Here is a 17,018-nt window from a genome sequence, read left to right as displayed (position 1 = left end):
TCGACCTGTTGTAAAAAGTGATGGGTCGTTGCAAAGCGGCACAAGTGCGCCCCTGTAGGAGCCAACTTGTTGGCGAGAGCTTTATGCGGTGTGTCAGGCATGCCTCGCGAAAACGTTCACCCCTGCAGGTCCGCCTCAGGGCAGGGCGAACAGAGCAGGGCGCGTACCCAGGCTGATGATTTTCGGAAACTCGTCGATCGGCACCTGCGCCGAGCAGCGGCCGTCGTTGCAGGACCAGGCAATGCCGCTGTCCACCAGGCCGTTCTGCGGATGCGCGGTGTCGATGTAATGCACATTGCCGTGCAGCACGCTGCTGGCATCGACTTTGATCGGACGCGCCAGGCCGGTGCTCCAGGCCACCAGTACTTGCTCCGAACCCTTGGCAAAACGCAGCAGAAATTGCGAATCGGTTTCGCGGCTTTTTTCAGGGTCGTAGCGGAATTCGTGCAGTATCGGGCTGATCGCTTTCAGGGTCAGGTACGCAGGTTTGACGCTGAGGTCCTGATTGAGCAGACCAAAATTCTGTTCCGGATCATGGCTGTCGGCACCGTCGTTGAGCAGGCCGTTCCACCACAGTCCCTTGATGTCCGGCAGCGTCTGGGCCAGAAAAAAACTGCGCGCCAGGTACGCCGATTGCATTTGCTCACTTACCCCGCACTTGCCGTCGTTGCTTGGCCAACCCATCTCGGTCAGGTACAGCGGCACGGGGCGGGCGGCGATGGTTCGCAGGTCTGCATCCACCCAGCGCAGCCATGCAATCCATCGCTCCGGGGTGTGACCTTCCTCAAAACGGCAATGCACATACGGGTGCAGCGACAGCCCATCGACATGGTTGAGAATTCCGGATTCCACCAGCCGGTCGGCAAACCCAAGGTCCATGCCTTGGCTGGTGACCGCGCCTGCCAGAATCATCATCGGCCGTTCGTTGCTGCGGATTCTTCGGGCACTTTCTTCGACAAGCAGGCCGTAGTCCCGAGCGAATGCGGGGTCCACCGGATTTTCCTTGTCCCACTCGTTCCAGACTTCGTAAAAATCCACGCTGTCGGTGAGTTGCCGGGTGACGAAATTGACGTAGTTGCCGAACGCCTCTCTGACCGCAGGGACTCGAGGTTTGGCGTAGTTGTCATAGAACGGGCTGCCATACCCGAGCACTAACAGCGGGCGCAAATGATGTTCCTGCGCTTTGCTCAAATAAGCCTGCCAGGCGGGTTCGATCCTCATCAAGCCCCGCCTGGGCTCGGCGGTAGACCAGTAAGCGTCATCGCGAATTGAATCGACACCTGCGGCCTCGAGCATCTGCAATGCTTTGGCCGAGGTCGCGTTTTTGTTCATCAGGTGAGTGTCGACGCCAATGATGAACGACTCTTCGGCAACTGCCGCATAGCTGAAAAACAAGCCCAGGAGGAGAACCATCAACGGTTGTCGTAACGTTTTCAGGTGCGTGTTGGGCATGGTGTGTCTCAATGAAGAGGCGCGGTCCGGAGCGCTTGCTCAGGTAAGTCTTGGGCCGTAGGAAAAATGACGGCATCGGCAATTGAGCGTTTTGAACGATTGAGACGCTGAATGCGAAGGTCTGGATCAGACTGTCTTGCTGGCGATCCGTGGGTCATGGCGTGCGGTGTTATCCAGGACGGTCTGGGCAAAGATGCTTTCGTAGCTGTCGAGCATCAGATCGACACTGAGCAGCGCCGCAACACTGACTCGCGCTTGCTTGCTCAAGCGCTTGAGCAGCTCCGGTTGCTGGTGCAGTTTGAGCATCGCGTGCCCCAAGGAGTCCGGGTCGCCCGGGCTGCACAGCAAACCATTGAGCGAGTCCTGAATGATCTCCGGCAGGCCGCCCATGCGACTGGCAACCACTGGCACCGAATGCGCGCAGGCTTCAACGGCGACCAGGCCGAAAGGTTCGTTCCAGATCGACGGCACCACGGCGACGTCGATCTGGTTGTAAAACACTTCAGGCTTTTGGTAGCCCACAAAGCTGATGTTGGGCGATGTCACCAATGCCTTGAGGCGCGCTTCATCATCGAGTTGCCCGCGCCCGGCGATCTGCAGGGTCGCGTCGAACGGCAGACGCTGGAACTGCTCGATCAACCAGCGCACACCTTTCTGATCCGACAACGTGCCCATGTAGCCAAAGCGCAGCGGCGCTTTAGTCATCCGCAGGTCAATTTGAAGCACCCGGGCCGGCGCACTGCGCACTGCTGCGTAGGGGCTGGCGTTGTGCACCACGTAACCTCGGGCGCCTTTGAAGTAACCGTGCTTTTGCAGTTTTTCGAGCATGTAGTTGCTCACCCCGACCACTGTCGATACCTGGGCGGAGCGTACGTCATGGCCTTTGCGGAACTGCTGACAGGTGCCGCATTGCTGTTGGCAGCAGCGACCCTTTTTGAACATGTTGCTGCTGGGGCATATCAGGTACATGTCATGCAGAACCTGAACGATTGGCACGCCGGCAGCGGTGATTTCATCCCACACCGAGACTGACCACCCCGCCAGGTTCTGGCAGACAACGACATCAGGTTGTTGCTGCTCGATCACTTGTTTGACGTACGCCCGCATGGCGCCGTTGTAGCGATCGCGCAGATGCCAGCCCAGGCGCGCCAGCCGTCCTGGCCGTTGCGAACTGAAATGCCAGAAAAAGTTGTGCAACCCCGCGCGGTAGACTTTGACCTGATTGACCATGTCGACACTAAGGCCCGCGTCAGGGCCTGTGACCAGCACGCTGACTTCGCTGCCACGCTGTTGCAGGCCTTCGGCAGTGCGCTGAAGAATGATTTCCGCGCCGCCGCCGATATGAGGCGAATAGAGACTGCTGATAAAAAGAATTTTCATAGCGGATACGACTGATTCAGGCCCAGTACGCCGGACTCGCCGTCCCGGATGGCTTTTTCGATCAGGCTCAAACGCTCTTCGGCGCCGCGTTGCTTGGCAATCAGGCGCAGCAGGCGAAAGAACACCCAGCGGTTGAGGCCATACAGCATGGAGGAATTGGACCAGATGTTTTTATCGAACCAGGCCTGGTTGCGTGCGCCGTAATAGGCCCGCAGATCAGATCCGCCAAGCAGAAAGCTTTCGTAGATGTTGTTGGTGCGCGCCTTGATGTTCCAGGAGCTTTCCAGGTCATCGAGCAACGCATCCGGGACCAGGAAAATCCGGCCGCCGCCAGCGGTGATGCGCCAGGTGTATTCGCTGTCGTCGGCGTACAGCATCAGCGCGTCCAGCGGCAGACCAATCCTGCGATACAGATTGCGGTGTGCGAGCAGACCGCCGTAAGTGGCGAAGGGCAACTGCACCAATGGCAGTTTTTTCTCGGGCTGTTGCGGCGCACCCCATGGCATACGGCGCCAGATCTTGTACGGCAATTGAGCGATGTGAAAGCCGAAAAAACTGGAGCGACGCTGAATGGCAAAACGCTTGGGCACACCTGCTGCGATGTCGGCCTGGTGCGTAGGGCGGAAACCCAGAACCGCAGCCTTGTCTTCGCCGTCGATGATCTTGCGGTCTTCGAGCACGCTGTGCAGGGTAGCGATGGCATTGATGGTCGGCGCGTTATCGTCGTCCATCAGCCAGATGTGCTCGGCACCTGCGTCCAGCGCTGCCTGGATGCCCACCGAGTAACCCCGGGCGGAACCCGTGTTCTCGTGCAGGTAAATCACGCTGACCTGATCGGGCCAGCTGCGGCGCAGGGTTTCCAGCGGCGCAGTGGAGGCGTTGCTGACAATGATCACCCGGTCGATCAACGGGCTTTCCAGCGAACGGCTGACCAGCGTGTGCAGGTAGTTGAAACGATCACCATAGGTGAGCGTCACCAAAGTCGTTTTGTTGGTCATGGTGAGTTCCGGGGCGAAGGGGGACGATCAACCGCGCGCAGGCACGGCCAAGGGGAAGAAAAAGTATTGAGTTCAGAAGTAGGAGCGCGGGTGCCCGAAGGCGTTTTACCTGACTGCTTTACGTTGTCTGACACAACGCAATCGCGGGCAAGCGCGCTCCTACAGGGAATGCGCGAATCCGGCATCTCTGTAGGAGCGAACTTGTTCGCGAGGCGTCTTCGCTGACCCACCGCAACAGCCGTCTCGCCAACAAGGTGGCTCCTACAGAGCGCCCGAAGGGCTAAGCCCGGACTTCAGCGCGTACCAGACTGCTGACAGGAAGCGTCACTTTCTGCTCACGTTGCAACAGGTTGAGCAGGATCACGGCGCGTTCATCACCGTCGGCAGTCAGGAAAATAGCTTCTACATCGTTGAAGCCTTCGGCGGTTATCCGCACCGCTTCACCTTCCTTGAACTGAACCGTAGGCGCCGGCGTGAGCAGACGTTCGCGGATCTGGTCGATCAACGCGTCCTGCACCGGCACCGGCATGCCACCGAATGTCACGATGCGTGCAACGCCCCGGGTGGAGCGAATCGGGTACCAGTTGTCATGGGTCTGGTCCATGCGGATGAACAGATAACCTGGGAACAACTCTTCCTCGCCTGCCGCCCGGGACCCGCGTTTTTTCTCGCCGGCTTTCAAGGGCCGGTAGCATTCAAACAGCTGACGCTGCAAATGCTCGGCGGCGCGGGCTTCCTGGCGGGGCTTGGTCTGAATCAAATACCAACGCGCTGGATTATTGGCTTGGGACATATTCTTCACTCCACTGCAATCTGGTTTGGCAAGACAGAAGCGATGTCAGGATGCCGCGCCAATCCGGCCATCAGGTCGGGTTCAGCCATTGGGCCATCCTTGTCCAGCGTGTAACAGGTAAGCAATTGCTGAACCTGTTCGACGCAATTGAACATCAGCACATCAATAATCGACAGGTTTGCGACGAAAGGTTGCCTGAACTGCCGGTATACGATCGGATCCATCCGGAAGAAACGTACCAGCAATCGGTTGCGCGCAAAGTGGTCTCGGTCATACAGCACCGATCCACCTTCAGGATTGATGAAGGTGGTCGCCTCAAAGGTATGAGCAATGCGGATGATGCGTTCCTGCTTGTCCGCCGGCTTGCCCAGGATCAGGTCAGAACCGCGCATGATAGGCGTCACGATGTGTAGGTAAGCACACATTTCGCGGATTGCGTGTTCGGTGTACAGCGCAATGTTCATCTGTGGGAAGCGGATCAACCGTTCAATCAGCGGCATCACCTGGGCGAAATAGGGCGCCTTGACGTAGCAGTAGGTGATCAGTCGGATCAGCCGTTCTGCTTCCTCGTCGAAGTTGTCGCACAGTTGCCGCTGGTTGATCGGCAACTGAAAGCGGTCCTTCTTCAGGGGGAAGGTGATCAGTTTTGCTTCATGGTGATGCAGGATGCGATTGCGGTTGACCCAGCCTGAACGAATGTATTGCAGATCGTCTCCCAGGACGAAGACGTCTGCTGCGGCGATGAGCTGGAAATAGCCCAGATAGGGAAAGAGGTACGGCTGCATCACTGCAATGGTCCTGGCCATTAACATCTCCTTATGTCACTGCGTTATTGGGTGGCAAGCGTGTTACTTGCGGACCGTCGAGTAGTCGTAACCGTAGGCAGCGCAGTCGTAGTCGGCGGTGGAAGCCTTACGCAGTACACCGTTAAAAATCGCACCTTTGATGACAATGCCGTTCTGCCCCAGGCGGCGTTTGCATGCCTCGATTTCCTTGGCAGTGCTCAGACCGAATCGCGTCACCAGCAGACAAGTGCCCGATTGCCTGCCCACCAGGGCGGCGTCGGTGACTGCGAGGATCGGCGGAGTGTCCACCAGCACCAGGTCATACAGCGGTGACAAATCGCTGATCAGCTTGTTGAAGTTGTCATGCATCAACAGCTCCGACGGGTTAGGCGCCGCGAAACCGCAGGAGATGAAGTCCAGGTTGCGCACTTCGGTGTGGTTGATCACCTCGTTGCTCTTCAAGCGTGCAGCCAGCGTGTCGGACAGACCGTGCTTGGGCGTCAGGTTGAACACTTTGTGCAGATAGCCCTTGCGCATGTCAGCGTCGATCAGTAACACGCGTTTGCCGGTCTGGGCAATGATCACTGCCAGGTTGCTGGAGACGAACGACTTGCCCACACCCGGCGTCGGGCTTGAGATCATCAGTACGTTGTTGCGCGCTTCGAGCATCGCAAAATGCAGGCTGGTGCGAAGGCTGCGCAGCGATTCGATGGCCAGTTCCGTTGGCGCGCTGACGCTGAGCAATTTCGAATCCTTGGTGACGCGACCGTTCTGGGTGTTCTTGTCCATGCGCTCCTGCTGACGCGAGAACGGCAACGACGCGTACACCGGCATCCCGAGGTTTTCGATCACTTCCGGGTTGTCCACGCCGCGGTAGAACGCCTGGCGCACAAACACGGTGGCAACGGCAATCAGCAGACCGACGAGGGTGGCGATCAGCACGATGATTTTCTTCATCGGCTTGGCCGGATCTTCGACGTTGGCGTCGGCATTGTCGATGACCCGTACGTTGCCGATGCTGCCAGCGCGCAGAATGTCCTGCTCCTGGCTCTTGTCGAGCAGCAGCGTGTAGGTCTGCGACGTCACTTGCATGTCACGGGTCAGGCGCAGCAGTTCCTGTTGCGTGGCAGGCAATGCTTCGATCTTCTTCAGCAGGCCTTGTTTCTGCGATTCGATCTGCCCGATCTGAGTGATCAGTGCGCGATAGGTCGGGTGTTCCGGGGTGTACAGGCGTTCGACTTCAACGCGCTTCATTTTCAGTTCAGACAGTGTGCCGTCCAGTTTGACCACTTGATCGAGCACCGCTTTGGTCTCGATGCTCAGGTCAACCGACTTGGCGCTGGTCTGGAAGTTGTTCAGCGCGGTTTCCGATTGCTCCAGTTGCTTGCGCACGGCAGGCAATTGCGAACGCAGGAACTCAAGGCGCTGAGCGGCTTCGGCCGAGCTGCGTTCAACGTTCTGGCGCACATACAGACGGCTGACTTCGTTGAGGATGCGCTTGGCCAGAACCGGGTCCGGGTCTTGAATCGTCAGGTAGACGATCCCGGAGTCCTTGCCGGCTTCGGCGATCTTCAGACGGTCCTGGTAGTCCAGGGCTGCGGTCAGAGTGCGTTGCTTGATCACGGTGAATTCAGTATCAGGGCGCGCGTTGAGCGTGGCGACCTGAATCTTGATGCCGTTGCTTTCGACCATCTGGTTGGTCGCACCCTTGAGCAGCAGGTTGTGATCCACGTCATACAGCGAGAAAGTCCCGGCTTTGCCGGCCACCAGGGTCATCTTGTCGCCTAGCAGTGCTTCGGGCACCTCTAGCTGGAAGATGTCGAGTTTCTCGCCACCCCAGGCGTAGCTGTTGAGGCCGAACAATGGTTCGGCCAGCGCGCCTTCATGATCAGGCTTGAACCGGCGGGCCATGTAGCTGCCGATACCCGGTATGTAGTTGGGCGTCTGCACGATGTTGAGTTTCAAGTCTTCGACGACTTTACCCAGCACGGCGCGGGACTTGATCAGCTCGATTTCGGTGGTCGCCTGGGACACCGACAGCGGTTTGCTGTTGACCTCAGTGCGGCCCTCGATGCCGATTTTCTTCGGCTCGATCTGAATCATCGCGTTGGCCTGATAGATAGGCGTTGCGACGATTGCGTAGGTCAACCCCAGGAGGGCACACACGCCGACAATCGATGCAATCATTCCTTTGTGATCGAATAATGTGCGCAAGATAGTCGCCAAATCGATCCGGGAGTCCTGAAAGTCCTCCAGGGAAGTACGGTTCATGACGGTCATTTATCTTGTTTCTCCTGACTGAAGATAAGGAAGCCAGTCGTCGACGCAACGCGAAAGCTGCTCGTAGGTCTGTTCAAAGGCTAATTTCGGGCGCCGGTACGGGTCGGCTATTTCCAGGTCTTGCTGCCACTTGCCAATCAAAAACGTCTTGCCTCGAACTTCCGGGGCAAGCTTGAGCACGCTTTGCATCTGTTTGTGTTCCATCAGCAGGATCAGGTCGGACTGGTGCAGCATCTGCACGTCGACCTGGCGGCTACGATGTTTGTGGGCGGGTACGCCGTTGACTTGCAGGACGGCTTGGGCAAGCGGGTCAATGGTCGAGCTGAGCATGGCGTGGGTGCCAGCCGATGAAATCATCACACCTGAACCTGCGACCCGATCCAGGAGCATCGCTTCGGCCATGGGGCTGCGACAAATGTTGCCGACGCAGACCACCAGAACGTTATTGAACATGACCTTTGCTAAGCGTCGGCATCAGTCGTTTGCTGATGTTGGTACTGAAATTGACTGCTACCTGCGACAGCGTGAGCAGCTTGTTCTGCGGGGTCATGGCCGAGAGCGAATAGCCCACCAGTTGCGCCAGGAAGTACTCGTACAATTGCTGGTTGCCCAGGCGGTTGTAGTAGTTGGCCAAGGCGCCGGCCGTTTGCAGACTCATGTGCAGCTTGCGTTTGTTGGAGCGCATTGAGAACACGCCGCCTGCGTGGAGCCGGTAAGCGGCGGGTTTGATCTCACCCAGAAACTTGCCTTTGCCAAATGCCCCCAGCAGCGACCACCACACCAGATCATTGAGCGGCGCGGCCTGCAGCTCTGGCGGCAGCCGGTCGAAGACATTGCGAAAGCAGGTCGTCAGCGTCGAAATCGGTCGCGCCTGTTGCAGTTCAAGCGCCGTGGCATCACCACGCAGCTTGCCTTGCAGTTGCACGCCGTATTGACCGTTTTCATCGAAGGACACCGCGTCGTGGTAGGTCAGCACGTAGTCGGGATGGCTTTCGAGAAAGTCCACCTGTATCTGCAATTTGCGCGGATCGGTCCAGTAGTCGTCAGCTTCGCAATAGGCGATGTAGCGACCGCGAGCCACGCCGAACAGGCCCGGCACCGAAGGCTTGCCTTGGGAGTACTGATTCACTTCGCTGTAGAAGGGGCGAATCAGGTCCGGGAAACGTTTGGCGTAGTCAGCGATGATCCGCGCGGTGCCGTCGGTGGAGGCGTCGTCGTTGATCAGGATCTCGAATGCAAACGTCGTCTGCTGGGCCAGAAAGGCGTCCAGCGTCTGCGCGATGTAGGCTTCCTGATTGTAAGCCGGGCAGACGATGCTCAGCAGGGGAGCGGCAGGCTGCTCGGTGCTCGTCTTTGTGTCAGTGGCATCCATGGCTCAAGTACTCAATTTGCTGAACAGAATGGAAATCTTCGTAACCAGTGGTTTGTAGCTGGCGGCGACCACGATCAGGGTGATCAGGCCGCTGACTGCAAGCCCGGCGAAGGTGCTGAAGCGGTCTTCTCCTGCGATCATGCGGAAGATCGGTTCGCTGATCGCAAGCCCGACGCCGGTCATCACACTGATGCGGATGACATCGCGCAGCCATTCCCCGTGAACCCCGGGCGCCAGCTTGTTATGGATAATTGCCGGCCAGATGGCGAAGGAGACGATGCGCAGGACAAACCAGGCAATCGCCGCACCCATCGCGCCGTAGTAATGGATCGACACGAACATCACCGGCACCGTGATCAGTGCGGAAACCACGCTGTACCACATGTGCAAGCGCATCTCGCCGTAGGCGTACTGCAAGTAGAACTGGAACGCGCTGGCGGCCATGATCGCGCTGCCCAGCGAATACCACGGCAGGATCGAGCGGCACCATTGCGCTGCGGCCTGATCGCCCGACCAGGCGTACACCATCGAATCAGCGTGCAGTGCGATCAGCGCCGCCAGTGGAAACATGAACGTGCAGATGAAGCGGTGTGCGGCCAGAAACAGTGCGTGCATGTCGTCGCGGCGACCTTCGGCCATCAAGACCGTCAACCGCGGTAGCAGCGTCTGCGCCACCGGATTGCTGAGCATCATGATGCCGGTGGTAATCAGCGCGACCAGTGAGAAGTAGCCATACTCGTGCAGTGGCAACAGTTCAGAGAGCAGCACTTTGTCGATCTGGGTCAGCAGAATCCACAGGATCGCAGCGCCCGACATATTGGCTGCGAAAGGCAAAATCGGTTTCACCAGCGCCCAGTCGAAACCGGTGTACCAGTTTGGCGTCGGCATCTGCTGGTAGGCCCTGGCGGCGAAGATCAAGGTTTCGATCACCCCCACCACAGCCTGGAAAATGAAAAAATCGATCGGGTCCTGGGAGTACACGCTCACCAGCAGCAGCCCGCCGAAGTAGCGCAAGGTGGCGATGATGACGTTGGCGGCGTTGAGCCAGGCGTGTTGCTCAAGGCCTTGAATCCCGCTTTTATAGAGCGTCGCATACAAGCGCAGCGCGATGATGATGCCCATCAGGCAGATGCAGTCGATCAGCGTCTGCGCGCTTAGCTGTTTGGCGTTGAGCCAGTGAACCGCGATCCACTCGCTGCCCAGGTACATCGCCAGGCAACACAGTGCAGCCAGCGGCAGGAAAATCATTTCGAACGAGCGCAACAGCCGCCCGGTGCTGCGTTCGGCAGCCAACGTGCCTTGTTGGTGAGCCACGGCACGAACCAGGCTGGGCGACAAACCCGCATCGAGCAATTGCAGCCAGGCCTGCATGACCGAGAAAAATCCGATCAGACCGTAGGCCTCGGCGCCCAGATGGCCGAGATAGAACGGCATGATCAGGATTCCCACGAGTAAGGCGTAGGCCTGTCCTGCATAGCTCAACGCAGTGTTGCGTATGACTGAGCGCCTGGTTTGCATGGGGTCAGATAACCTGAGCGAGTGTGGGCACCTGGTACTGCGCACGGCCCAGGCTGCATTCGGCGATGATCGTGTTGATCACGCGTTCCTGATCTTCGATCTTCAACCCTGGGTAAATCGGCAGGCACAGCACACGTTCGCTGAGCGCGCGCGATGCAGTTTGCGCCGCCTGGGGTTGCAGATATTCCAGCGTATCCAGCGATGGATAGAAGTAGCGACGCGGGTTGATGCCGTTGGTGTTCAGCGCGGTGCGTACCCGCAGCAGTTGCTGCTCATCGGCCAGACCGATCGGGAAATAGCTGTTATTGAGTTGGCTGTCGGCTTCGGGCTGTTGCAGGTCAACGTAGTCGCTGAGTCGGCTGACGTAGCGCTCGGCAATTTCAGCACGCTCCTGAAGAATGTTCTCGATGTCGTCGAGGATGCACAGACCCATCGCTGCCGAAAATTCGTTGAGCTTGGCGTTGATGCCGATGCCTTCGATCTTGTCGACGTCGGCGATGCCGAAGTTGCACAGCAAGTGAACCCGGCGTGCGGTTTCATCGTCGTTGGTGATGATCGCGCCACCCTCGATTGTGTGAAACAGCTTGGTGGCGTGGAAGCTCAAGGTGCTGATGTCGCCCCAGTTGAGGACCGACTGGCCAGCATGGCGCACGGCAAACGCGTGGGCGCCGTCGTAAACCACCTTCAGATTGTGCTTCTTGGCGATGGCCTCTATGCGTTCAACCGCGCAGGGGTTGCCGAATACGTGGGTGCCGACGATGGCCGTGGTGTCTGAAACGATGCGACTCTCGATGTGGTCCGGGGAGATGTTCCAGGTGTGCGCATCGATGTCGGCAAAGATCGGGCGAATGCCTTCCCACTGCAATGAGCTGCTGGTGGCGACAAAGCTGAATGGCGTGGTGACCGCGCTGCCGCTCAGGCCCAGTGCCCGATAAGCCACTTGCAGGGCGAGGGTGCCGTTGTTGGTGAGAATGACGTGTTTGACACCCAGGTACTCGCGAAGCCGAGCTTCAAGTTCACACACCAGCGGACCGTGATTGGTCAGCCAACCACGGGAATAAATGCCTTCCACGTAGGTTTTGAACTTGTCGATGTCGCCTAGATAGGTCTTGGTTACGTTAATCATCAAAGCCTCCATGTCGGACGAAGTGCGTAAGGCAGGTAGCGAAAATTCTGCGGGGGCTTAACCTTGGCCTTGGGTCGAAGCCGGGGGCTGGTTGCCGGTCTTGTTGCTGATGCGTCGAGCGCGACCCTGGTTGAACTTGAGGATCCAGCGCGTTGCCAGGCTTCCGGTGTGCGGATCGCCGAAATGAAACAGCGCGGTGGCGCGCTTCACGTCGGGGCTGCACGCCTGATTGGCATGCAGGGTCCGGTAACCCCAGAAGAAATAAATGTTGCCCGGCTCAAGCTTCAGCACATACGGCTTTAGCCAGCCGCGCTGCATGCCTTTGCAAATCAGCGAGCGGGTAAACCGGTTTTGCAGAAGCGCCTTTTCCAGCACGTTGAACAAGACCCATGAGCGCACCCCGCGAAGGTTGGGGAACAGCATCAAATCGCCTTGCTGCGCGCCTTCGGTGGGAATGAACACCGGTATCAGCGCAGTCACCAGGCTGGCGTCGTAATGAAAGCAGTTGGATTCGCGTTGACCGTGGGTGCCTTGTACGCAGCGCAGCACTGGAAAGATCCGCTCGCTGGCCGCATCGTGGTTGGCTGCCCGGCGATACAGACCCGCCAATAGATGCTTGAGTCTGGGGTCAGCCCAGAACCCGGCGAGCAGGCTGCCGGCAAGCATCTGCTCGCCGTGATACGCGAAGTATTCGCCTTGATGCTGCTGCGCCTGGGCATCAGTCCAGGCCCGCAGTTGCTCAAGGTCCTCATCGGTAACGGCAGCGCCTAATTTTGCAAAACCCTGGGTATCGATTTCGTCAGCAAGGCGTTGAACCTGCTGCTCATCCGTGTCGAAAGATAGTGGCATTGCAGTGAGCTCTCGAAGGTATGTGGGCAAGCCCATGTCCGGATGTCGGTGCAAGGCATTTCGGCATTGCCTTATGTGCAATCAGGCACGCTACCGCCCGAATCTGCAGATCCAGTGGGTCATTTGCGAATGAAGCGCAGGTTGCCAAGTGTTTGATTTGTCGAGCGTGTCTAACTGCTTTCAACATTTATCGGGCAAAGCTACCGCCACACCGAGCACACTCAGTAATTTTGAAAATTTCTTTTTTCCAACACGTTCCCACCAACGCAAAAGACGCGTCGTGGAGTAACTAACTTCGTTGGCAGAACGGGAAAGGTAAGAGTCGTATGAGTTCCGCGTAGCGCTCTTTGGCACTGCTGCATTTCTGGAAAACATTTGACATGCATATATATCGACGGCGGCGCTCATCCTGTCAAATTATTTCGCCAACATTCTGTTAAGTTTTTGATAAACGGGTTTAGTAATTCTCTAAGTTATTGATTTTAAAGCGAGTCAAAAAACCATCGTTGCACCGTAGCGGTGCGGTGACGCTTTTCAGCCGCAGCCAAGGGCGGCGCAGCGGGCGGGGAATCAGGGGCAAAAGACGATTTTCCAACGTCAGAAGTTGGACGCCTGCAGTCAGTATCGGTTTTATGGCGCTCATTATTTGAACTTGAATCTGTGAACAATTAAATTGAATTTATTCGAAGTTATGTATGGAGGCTTTAAAAAAGTGTCAATTGAAGTGTGTGGCCACGCACAAATTCTCATCGCCAGCTGTTTTCAACTTTTGGTATCCATCCGAATACAACACACTTGAATGAGTGTGCTGCAATTAATGTGTTCAACATGTGTGCATGGGTGCATGCAGCCGTTGTTTGAAAAGCAACTGCTTGCGGCGAGGCGTCTACTGCGTGCTATAGCGTGTCGCGCGGTTGCTCAGCCGTGGGCGCTGCTCCATTATCTGACCTGTGCTACGCAAATTTTCGGGCAGGAGATTCGATGAATACGCAGATCAAAACCAATGGAGTGGTAGCTGAACGTTTGGCGCAGGCGCGCGCCCTGATGAGTCGCGAAGGTATAGATGCCTGGCTGGTGCCATCCGCCGATCCCCATCTTTCCGAATACCTGCCGGGGTATTGGCAGGGACGGCAATGGTTGTCGGGTTTTCACGGCTCGGTCGGCACGCTGATCGTGACCCCGACCTTTGCTGGCGTGTGGGCAGACAGCCGTTATTGGGAGCAAGCGACCAAGGAGCTGGCGGGCAGCGGTATTGAGGTGGTCAAATTACAGGCCGGTCAGCCAGGCCCGCTCGACTGGCTGGCTGACCAGGCAACGGCTGACTCGGTCGTTGCCGTCGATGGTGCGGTCATGGCAGTGGCGTCTTCGCGCACGCTGGCCAGCAATCTATACGCGAAGGGCGCGCGTCTTCGCACCGATCTCGACCCGCTCACTGAAATCTGGCATGACCGTCCGCAATTACCGGCTCAAGCTATATATGAGCACACTGCGCCCCAAGCCACTGTGCAGCGTGCCGAGAAACTGAAACAGCTACGCAGCAAGATCATCGAGCAAGGCGCCGATTGGCATTTCATCGCGACGCTGGATGACATCGCCTGGTTGTTCAACCTGCGCGGTGCCGATGTGTCCTACAACCCGGTATTCATTTCCTTCGCGCTGATTGGTCCGGACAGCGTCAGCCTGTTCGTGGCGTCCGACAAGGTAGATGCCGCATTACGCCAGACGCTCGAAAGCGAAGGCATCACTTTGCGCGAGTACACCCACATAGGCGCCGCGTTGCGGGAGGTGCCGACCCAGGCTCGATTGCTGGTAGATCCGGCGCGTGTCACTTGCGGTCTGCTCGACTATCTCGACAGTGAAGTGACGCTGGTTGAAGGTTTGAACCCGACGACGCTGTTCAAATCCCGCAAGACCGAAGGGGATGTGACGCATATCCGCCGAGCGATGGAGCAGGACGGCGCTGCACTGTGCGAGTTCTTCGCCTGGCTGGACTCGGCCTTGGGCAAAGAGCCGGTCAGCGAGTTGACCATCGATGAGAAGCTCGGCGCGGCGCGGGAACGGCGTCCGGGCTACATCTCACCAAGCTTTGCCACAATCGCCGGATTCAACGGCAATGGCGCCATGCCGCATTATCGAGCCACTGAGCAAGAGCACGCGCAGATCGAAGGCGACGGGCTATTGCTGATCGATTCGGGAGGTCAATATCTGGGGGGTACGACTGATATCACGCGCATGGTGCCGATTGGTCAGCCAAGCGCCGAGCAAAAGCTTGATTGCACACGCGTGCTTAGAGGGGTTATTGCCCTGTCCAGAGCGCATTTCCCCAGGGGGATTCTTTCCCCGTTGCTGGATTCGATTGCTCGTGCGCCGATCTGGGCAGATGGCGTCAATTACGGTCATGGCACCGGACACGGCGTGGGTTATTTCCTGAACGTGCACGAGGGCCCCCAAGTGATCGCCTATCAGGCGCCCGCCACTCCACAGACGGCCATGCAGCCCGGGATGATCACTTCTATCGAGCCCGGCACCTATCGCCCGGGACAGTGGGGCGTGCGGATAGAAAATCTGGTGATCAATCGCGAAGCCGGTAAGACCGAGTTCGGCGATTTCCTCTCGTTTGAAACGCTGACGCTTTGCCCGATCGACACGCGCTGCCTGGAGACAGGCCTGCTGACGCAGGAAGAGCGCAACTGGCTGAATGACTACCATGGCGAAGTCAGGGCACGGCTGAGTCCTTTGCTTCAGGGATCGGCGCTTGATTGGTTGAATACCCGAACTGCAGCTATTTAAGGCACGGGTTTAATAGCTGTACGAAAGGGCACGGTCTTACAGCCGTGCCCTTTTTTTGCATCATTGGATGCGACAGCGCTGGCGAGGGGATGCTGAAGAGCGCCCCTAAGGCGAGAGTGGTTTCTTGCAGATAATGATCATGCTACGACTGGTGTAGCCAGCAGGATTCAAACCAAATGGGTAATCGCCTGGATCTTCTGACGCATCGCCGGATTTGGCGATGACCCGATAGGTTTTTGACGCGCAGGAACTGGTTGCCAGTTCGTAGCATCGGTCCCAGGAAGACGAAAGGCCGGAACAGTTAATGTGGATACCGCGCTTGCCTTGTTTCACTGGCTTGGAAGTGGCGGCGCATCCAGCCACAGTCACCACCGCCAGCATTATTAATATGTATTTCATCCTGTCCCTTACCTGGCCGACGTCTGCCAGCCAGCAACTAGCTTGAATTCGCGTGTCATGCCTAAGCCAACAACTGTGCGTTTTGCGAGATGCTCACAGTGGTAGGTCGTCGGGCGTAAACATGGCCTAACAGCGCTATAAATGCCAGTGACATCGTGTAACGAATACCATTTCGCAATCAGTCAGCGCAGACCAGGACCGGTTGTGGTGAGCGTGATGTCAGCGTAGAGCCCGCAGAGGCAACGATGATCGCGAGGATTGCAAGCCACTGAGTCAGCGAAAGATGCTCCTGAAGAAAGATTAAACCCGAAAGCGCGCCGATGGCAGGCTCCATGCTCATGAGTGTGCCGAAGGTGCGCGCGGGGATTTTGGTCATCGCGATCATTTCCAGGCTCAGGGGTAGGGCAGTAGAGAGGATCGCAAGACCGATGGCTGCGGGTATCAGCGCTGGAGAGAACAAGGCAGTCCCGGCATCGGCAATACCGATGGGTGCGACGCAGATTGCCGCAATGAGAACACCCCAGGCCGAGATCTGAACGCCATGTTCAGAGCCTGCCCTCTGACCGAACACTATATAGGCGCCCCAGCAAACGCCTGCGCCGAGGGCATAGGCGACACCGGCCATGTCGAGCCTTTCGGTCTGGCCCATCGGGATCAACAGCCCCAAGCCAATGACAGCCATGGCTATCCATATATAGTCGACAAGCCTGCGTGAGTGGTACATCGCGACCGCCAGCGGCCCGGTGAATTCCAGCGCAACCGCGATTCCCAGGGGGATTCGACTTATAGCTATATAGAAGAGGAGATTCATGGCGCCTAATGCAACGCCATAAAGAATGATGATTCGCAGCGAGCTGGCAGAGAACGGCGCGCGCCATGGGCGCAAGAACACCAGCATAAGCACGCTGGCGAGCGCCAGTCTCAGGGCAGTGGTGCCTGGTGCGCCAATAACGGGGAATAGAGTCTTCGCTAGCGACGCTCCTGACTGGATGGATACCATCGCAATCAATAGCAGCCCTATGGGCAGTAGTAGTGAAGAAGGGCGACCGGTGGGCGAATTCATTGTGCTGTCGAGACCAGAGCAAAAATTAGAGAGGCGGCTATCATCCTTAAGTATTGTGATGTGGGCAATATAATGCTCAGTTGGTATCGATCGGATTAAGTTCAGATGATTTTTGAATTAACTATTGACGCCCCTGAGGATCTGTCTATAATTCGCCCCACTTCCGGCGCAGACGAAACGGAAAACTTCTTGTTAATCAAGTAGTTGGACGAA

14 protein-coding genes are annotated in these 17,018 nt (G+C 57.5%); 1 reads left to right on the top strand and 13 read right to left on the bottom strand.

Annotation, left to right across the window (positions count from 1 at the left end):
* Positions 1-135: 135 nt before the first annotated feature.
* From ACWKV9_RS10280 to ACWKV9_RS10230, 11 genes are all read right to left on the bottom strand, one after another.
* The gene (locus ACWKV9_RS10280) at positions 136-1,452 is read right to left on the bottom strand and encodes a hypothetical protein (RefSeq protein WP_483836009.1); all 1,317 of its coding nucleotides are present in this window, start codon (positions 1,450-1,452) and stop codon (positions 136-138) included.
* A 126-nt stretch (positions 1,453-1,578) separates the two neighbouring features.
* A complete protein-coding gene (locus ACWKV9_RS10275; protein ID WP_483836008.1) occupies positions 1,579-2,832 on the bottom strand; it encodes a glycosyltransferase family 4 protein in 1,254 nt (417 codons plus the stop codon).
* A complete protein-coding gene (locus tag ACWKV9_RS10270; protein ID WP_483836007.1) occupies positions 2,829-3,830 on the bottom strand; it encodes a glycosyltransferase in 1,002 nt (333 codons plus the stop codon). The genes ACWKV9_RS10275 and ACWKV9_RS10270 overlap by 4 nt, the downstream gene beginning before the upstream one ends.
* 280 nt (positions 3,831-4,110) lie before the next feature.
* A complete protein-coding gene (gene rfaH / locus ACWKV9_RS10265) occupies positions 4,111-4,623 on the bottom strand; it encodes a transcription/translation regulatory transformer protein RfaH (protein WP_483836006.1) in 513 nt (170 codons plus the stop codon).
* Between the two features lie 5 nt (positions 4,624-4,628).
* A complete protein-coding gene (locus ACWKV9_RS10260) occupies positions 4,629-5,429 on the bottom strand; it encodes a WbqC family protein (RefSeq protein ID WP_483836005.1) in 801 nt (266 codons plus the stop codon).
* 42 nt (positions 5,430-5,471) lie between these two features.
* On the bottom strand, positions 5,472-7,688 hold the full coding sequence (locus ACWKV9_RS10255) for a polysaccharide biosynthesis tyrosine autokinase (protein WP_483836004.1): 2,217 nt from the start codon (positions 7,686-7,688) through the stop codon (positions 5,472-5,474).
* The gene (locus ACWKV9_RS10250; RefSeq protein WP_483836003.1) at positions 7,689-8,141 is read right to left on the bottom strand and encodes a low molecular weight protein-tyrosine-phosphatase; all 453 of its coding nucleotides are present in this window, start codon (positions 8,139-8,141) and stop codon (positions 7,689-7,691) included.
* Positions 8,131-9,060 (bottom strand): glycosyltransferase family 2 protein, encoded by a 930-nt coding sequence (locus tag ACWKV9_RS10245; RefSeq protein ID WP_483836002.1) that lies wholly within the window; start codon positions 9,058-9,060, stop codon positions 8,131-8,133. The genes ACWKV9_RS10250 and ACWKV9_RS10245 overlap by 11 nt, the downstream gene beginning before the upstream one ends.
* Positions 9,061-9,063: 3 nt before the next feature.
* Positions 9,064-10,578: a lipopolysaccharide biosynthesis protein gene (locus ACWKV9_RS10240; protein ID WP_483836001.1), complete on the bottom strand. Its 1,515-nt coding sequence runs from the start codon at positions 10,576-10,578 to the stop codon at positions 9,064-9,066.
* 4 nt (positions 10,579-10,582) lie between these two features.
* Entirely contained in the window at positions 10,583-11,704 is a 1,122-nt protein-coding gene (locus ACWKV9_RS10235; RefSeq protein WP_483836000.1) for a DegT/DnrJ/EryC1/StrS family aminotransferase, read from the bottom strand.
* Between the two features lie 57 nt (positions 11,705-11,761).
* The gene (locus tag ACWKV9_RS10230; protein WP_483835999.1) at positions 11,762-12,553 is read right to left on the bottom strand and encodes a hypothetical protein; all 792 of its coding nucleotides are present in this window, start codon (positions 12,551-12,553) and stop codon (positions 11,762-11,764) included.
* Between the two features lie 981 nt (positions 12,554-13,534).
* Between ACWKV9_RS10230 and ACWKV9_RS10225 the strand changes: the two genes are divergently transcribed.
* Positions 13,535-15,343, top strand: coding sequence for a M24 family metallopeptidase (locus ACWKV9_RS10225; RefSeq protein ID WP_483835998.1), 1,809 nt, complete (start codon positions 13,535-13,537; stop codon positions 15,341-15,343).
* Between the two features lie 105 nt (positions 15,344-15,448).
* On the opposite strand, the gene ACWKV9_RS10220 is transcribed toward ACWKV9_RS10225, so the two are convergent.
* Positions 15,449-15,742: a hypothetical protein gene (locus tag ACWKV9_RS10220; RefSeq protein ID WP_483835997.1), complete on the bottom strand. Its 294-nt coding sequence runs from the start codon at positions 15,740-15,742 to the stop codon at positions 15,449-15,451.
* Positions 15,743-15,920: 178 nt separating this feature from the next.
* Positions 15,921-16,805, bottom strand: a complete 885-nt coding sequence (rhtA, locus tag ACWKV9_RS10215; RefSeq protein ID WP_483835996.1) for a threonine/homoserine exporter RhtA — start codon at positions 16,803-16,805, stop codon at positions 15,921-15,923.
* Between the last annotated feature and the right edge of the window lie 213 nt (positions 16,806-17,018).

This window comes from Pseudomonas corni (assembly GCF_057128765.1).
This window is presented reverse-complemented; position numbering and strand designations above follow the sequence as displayed.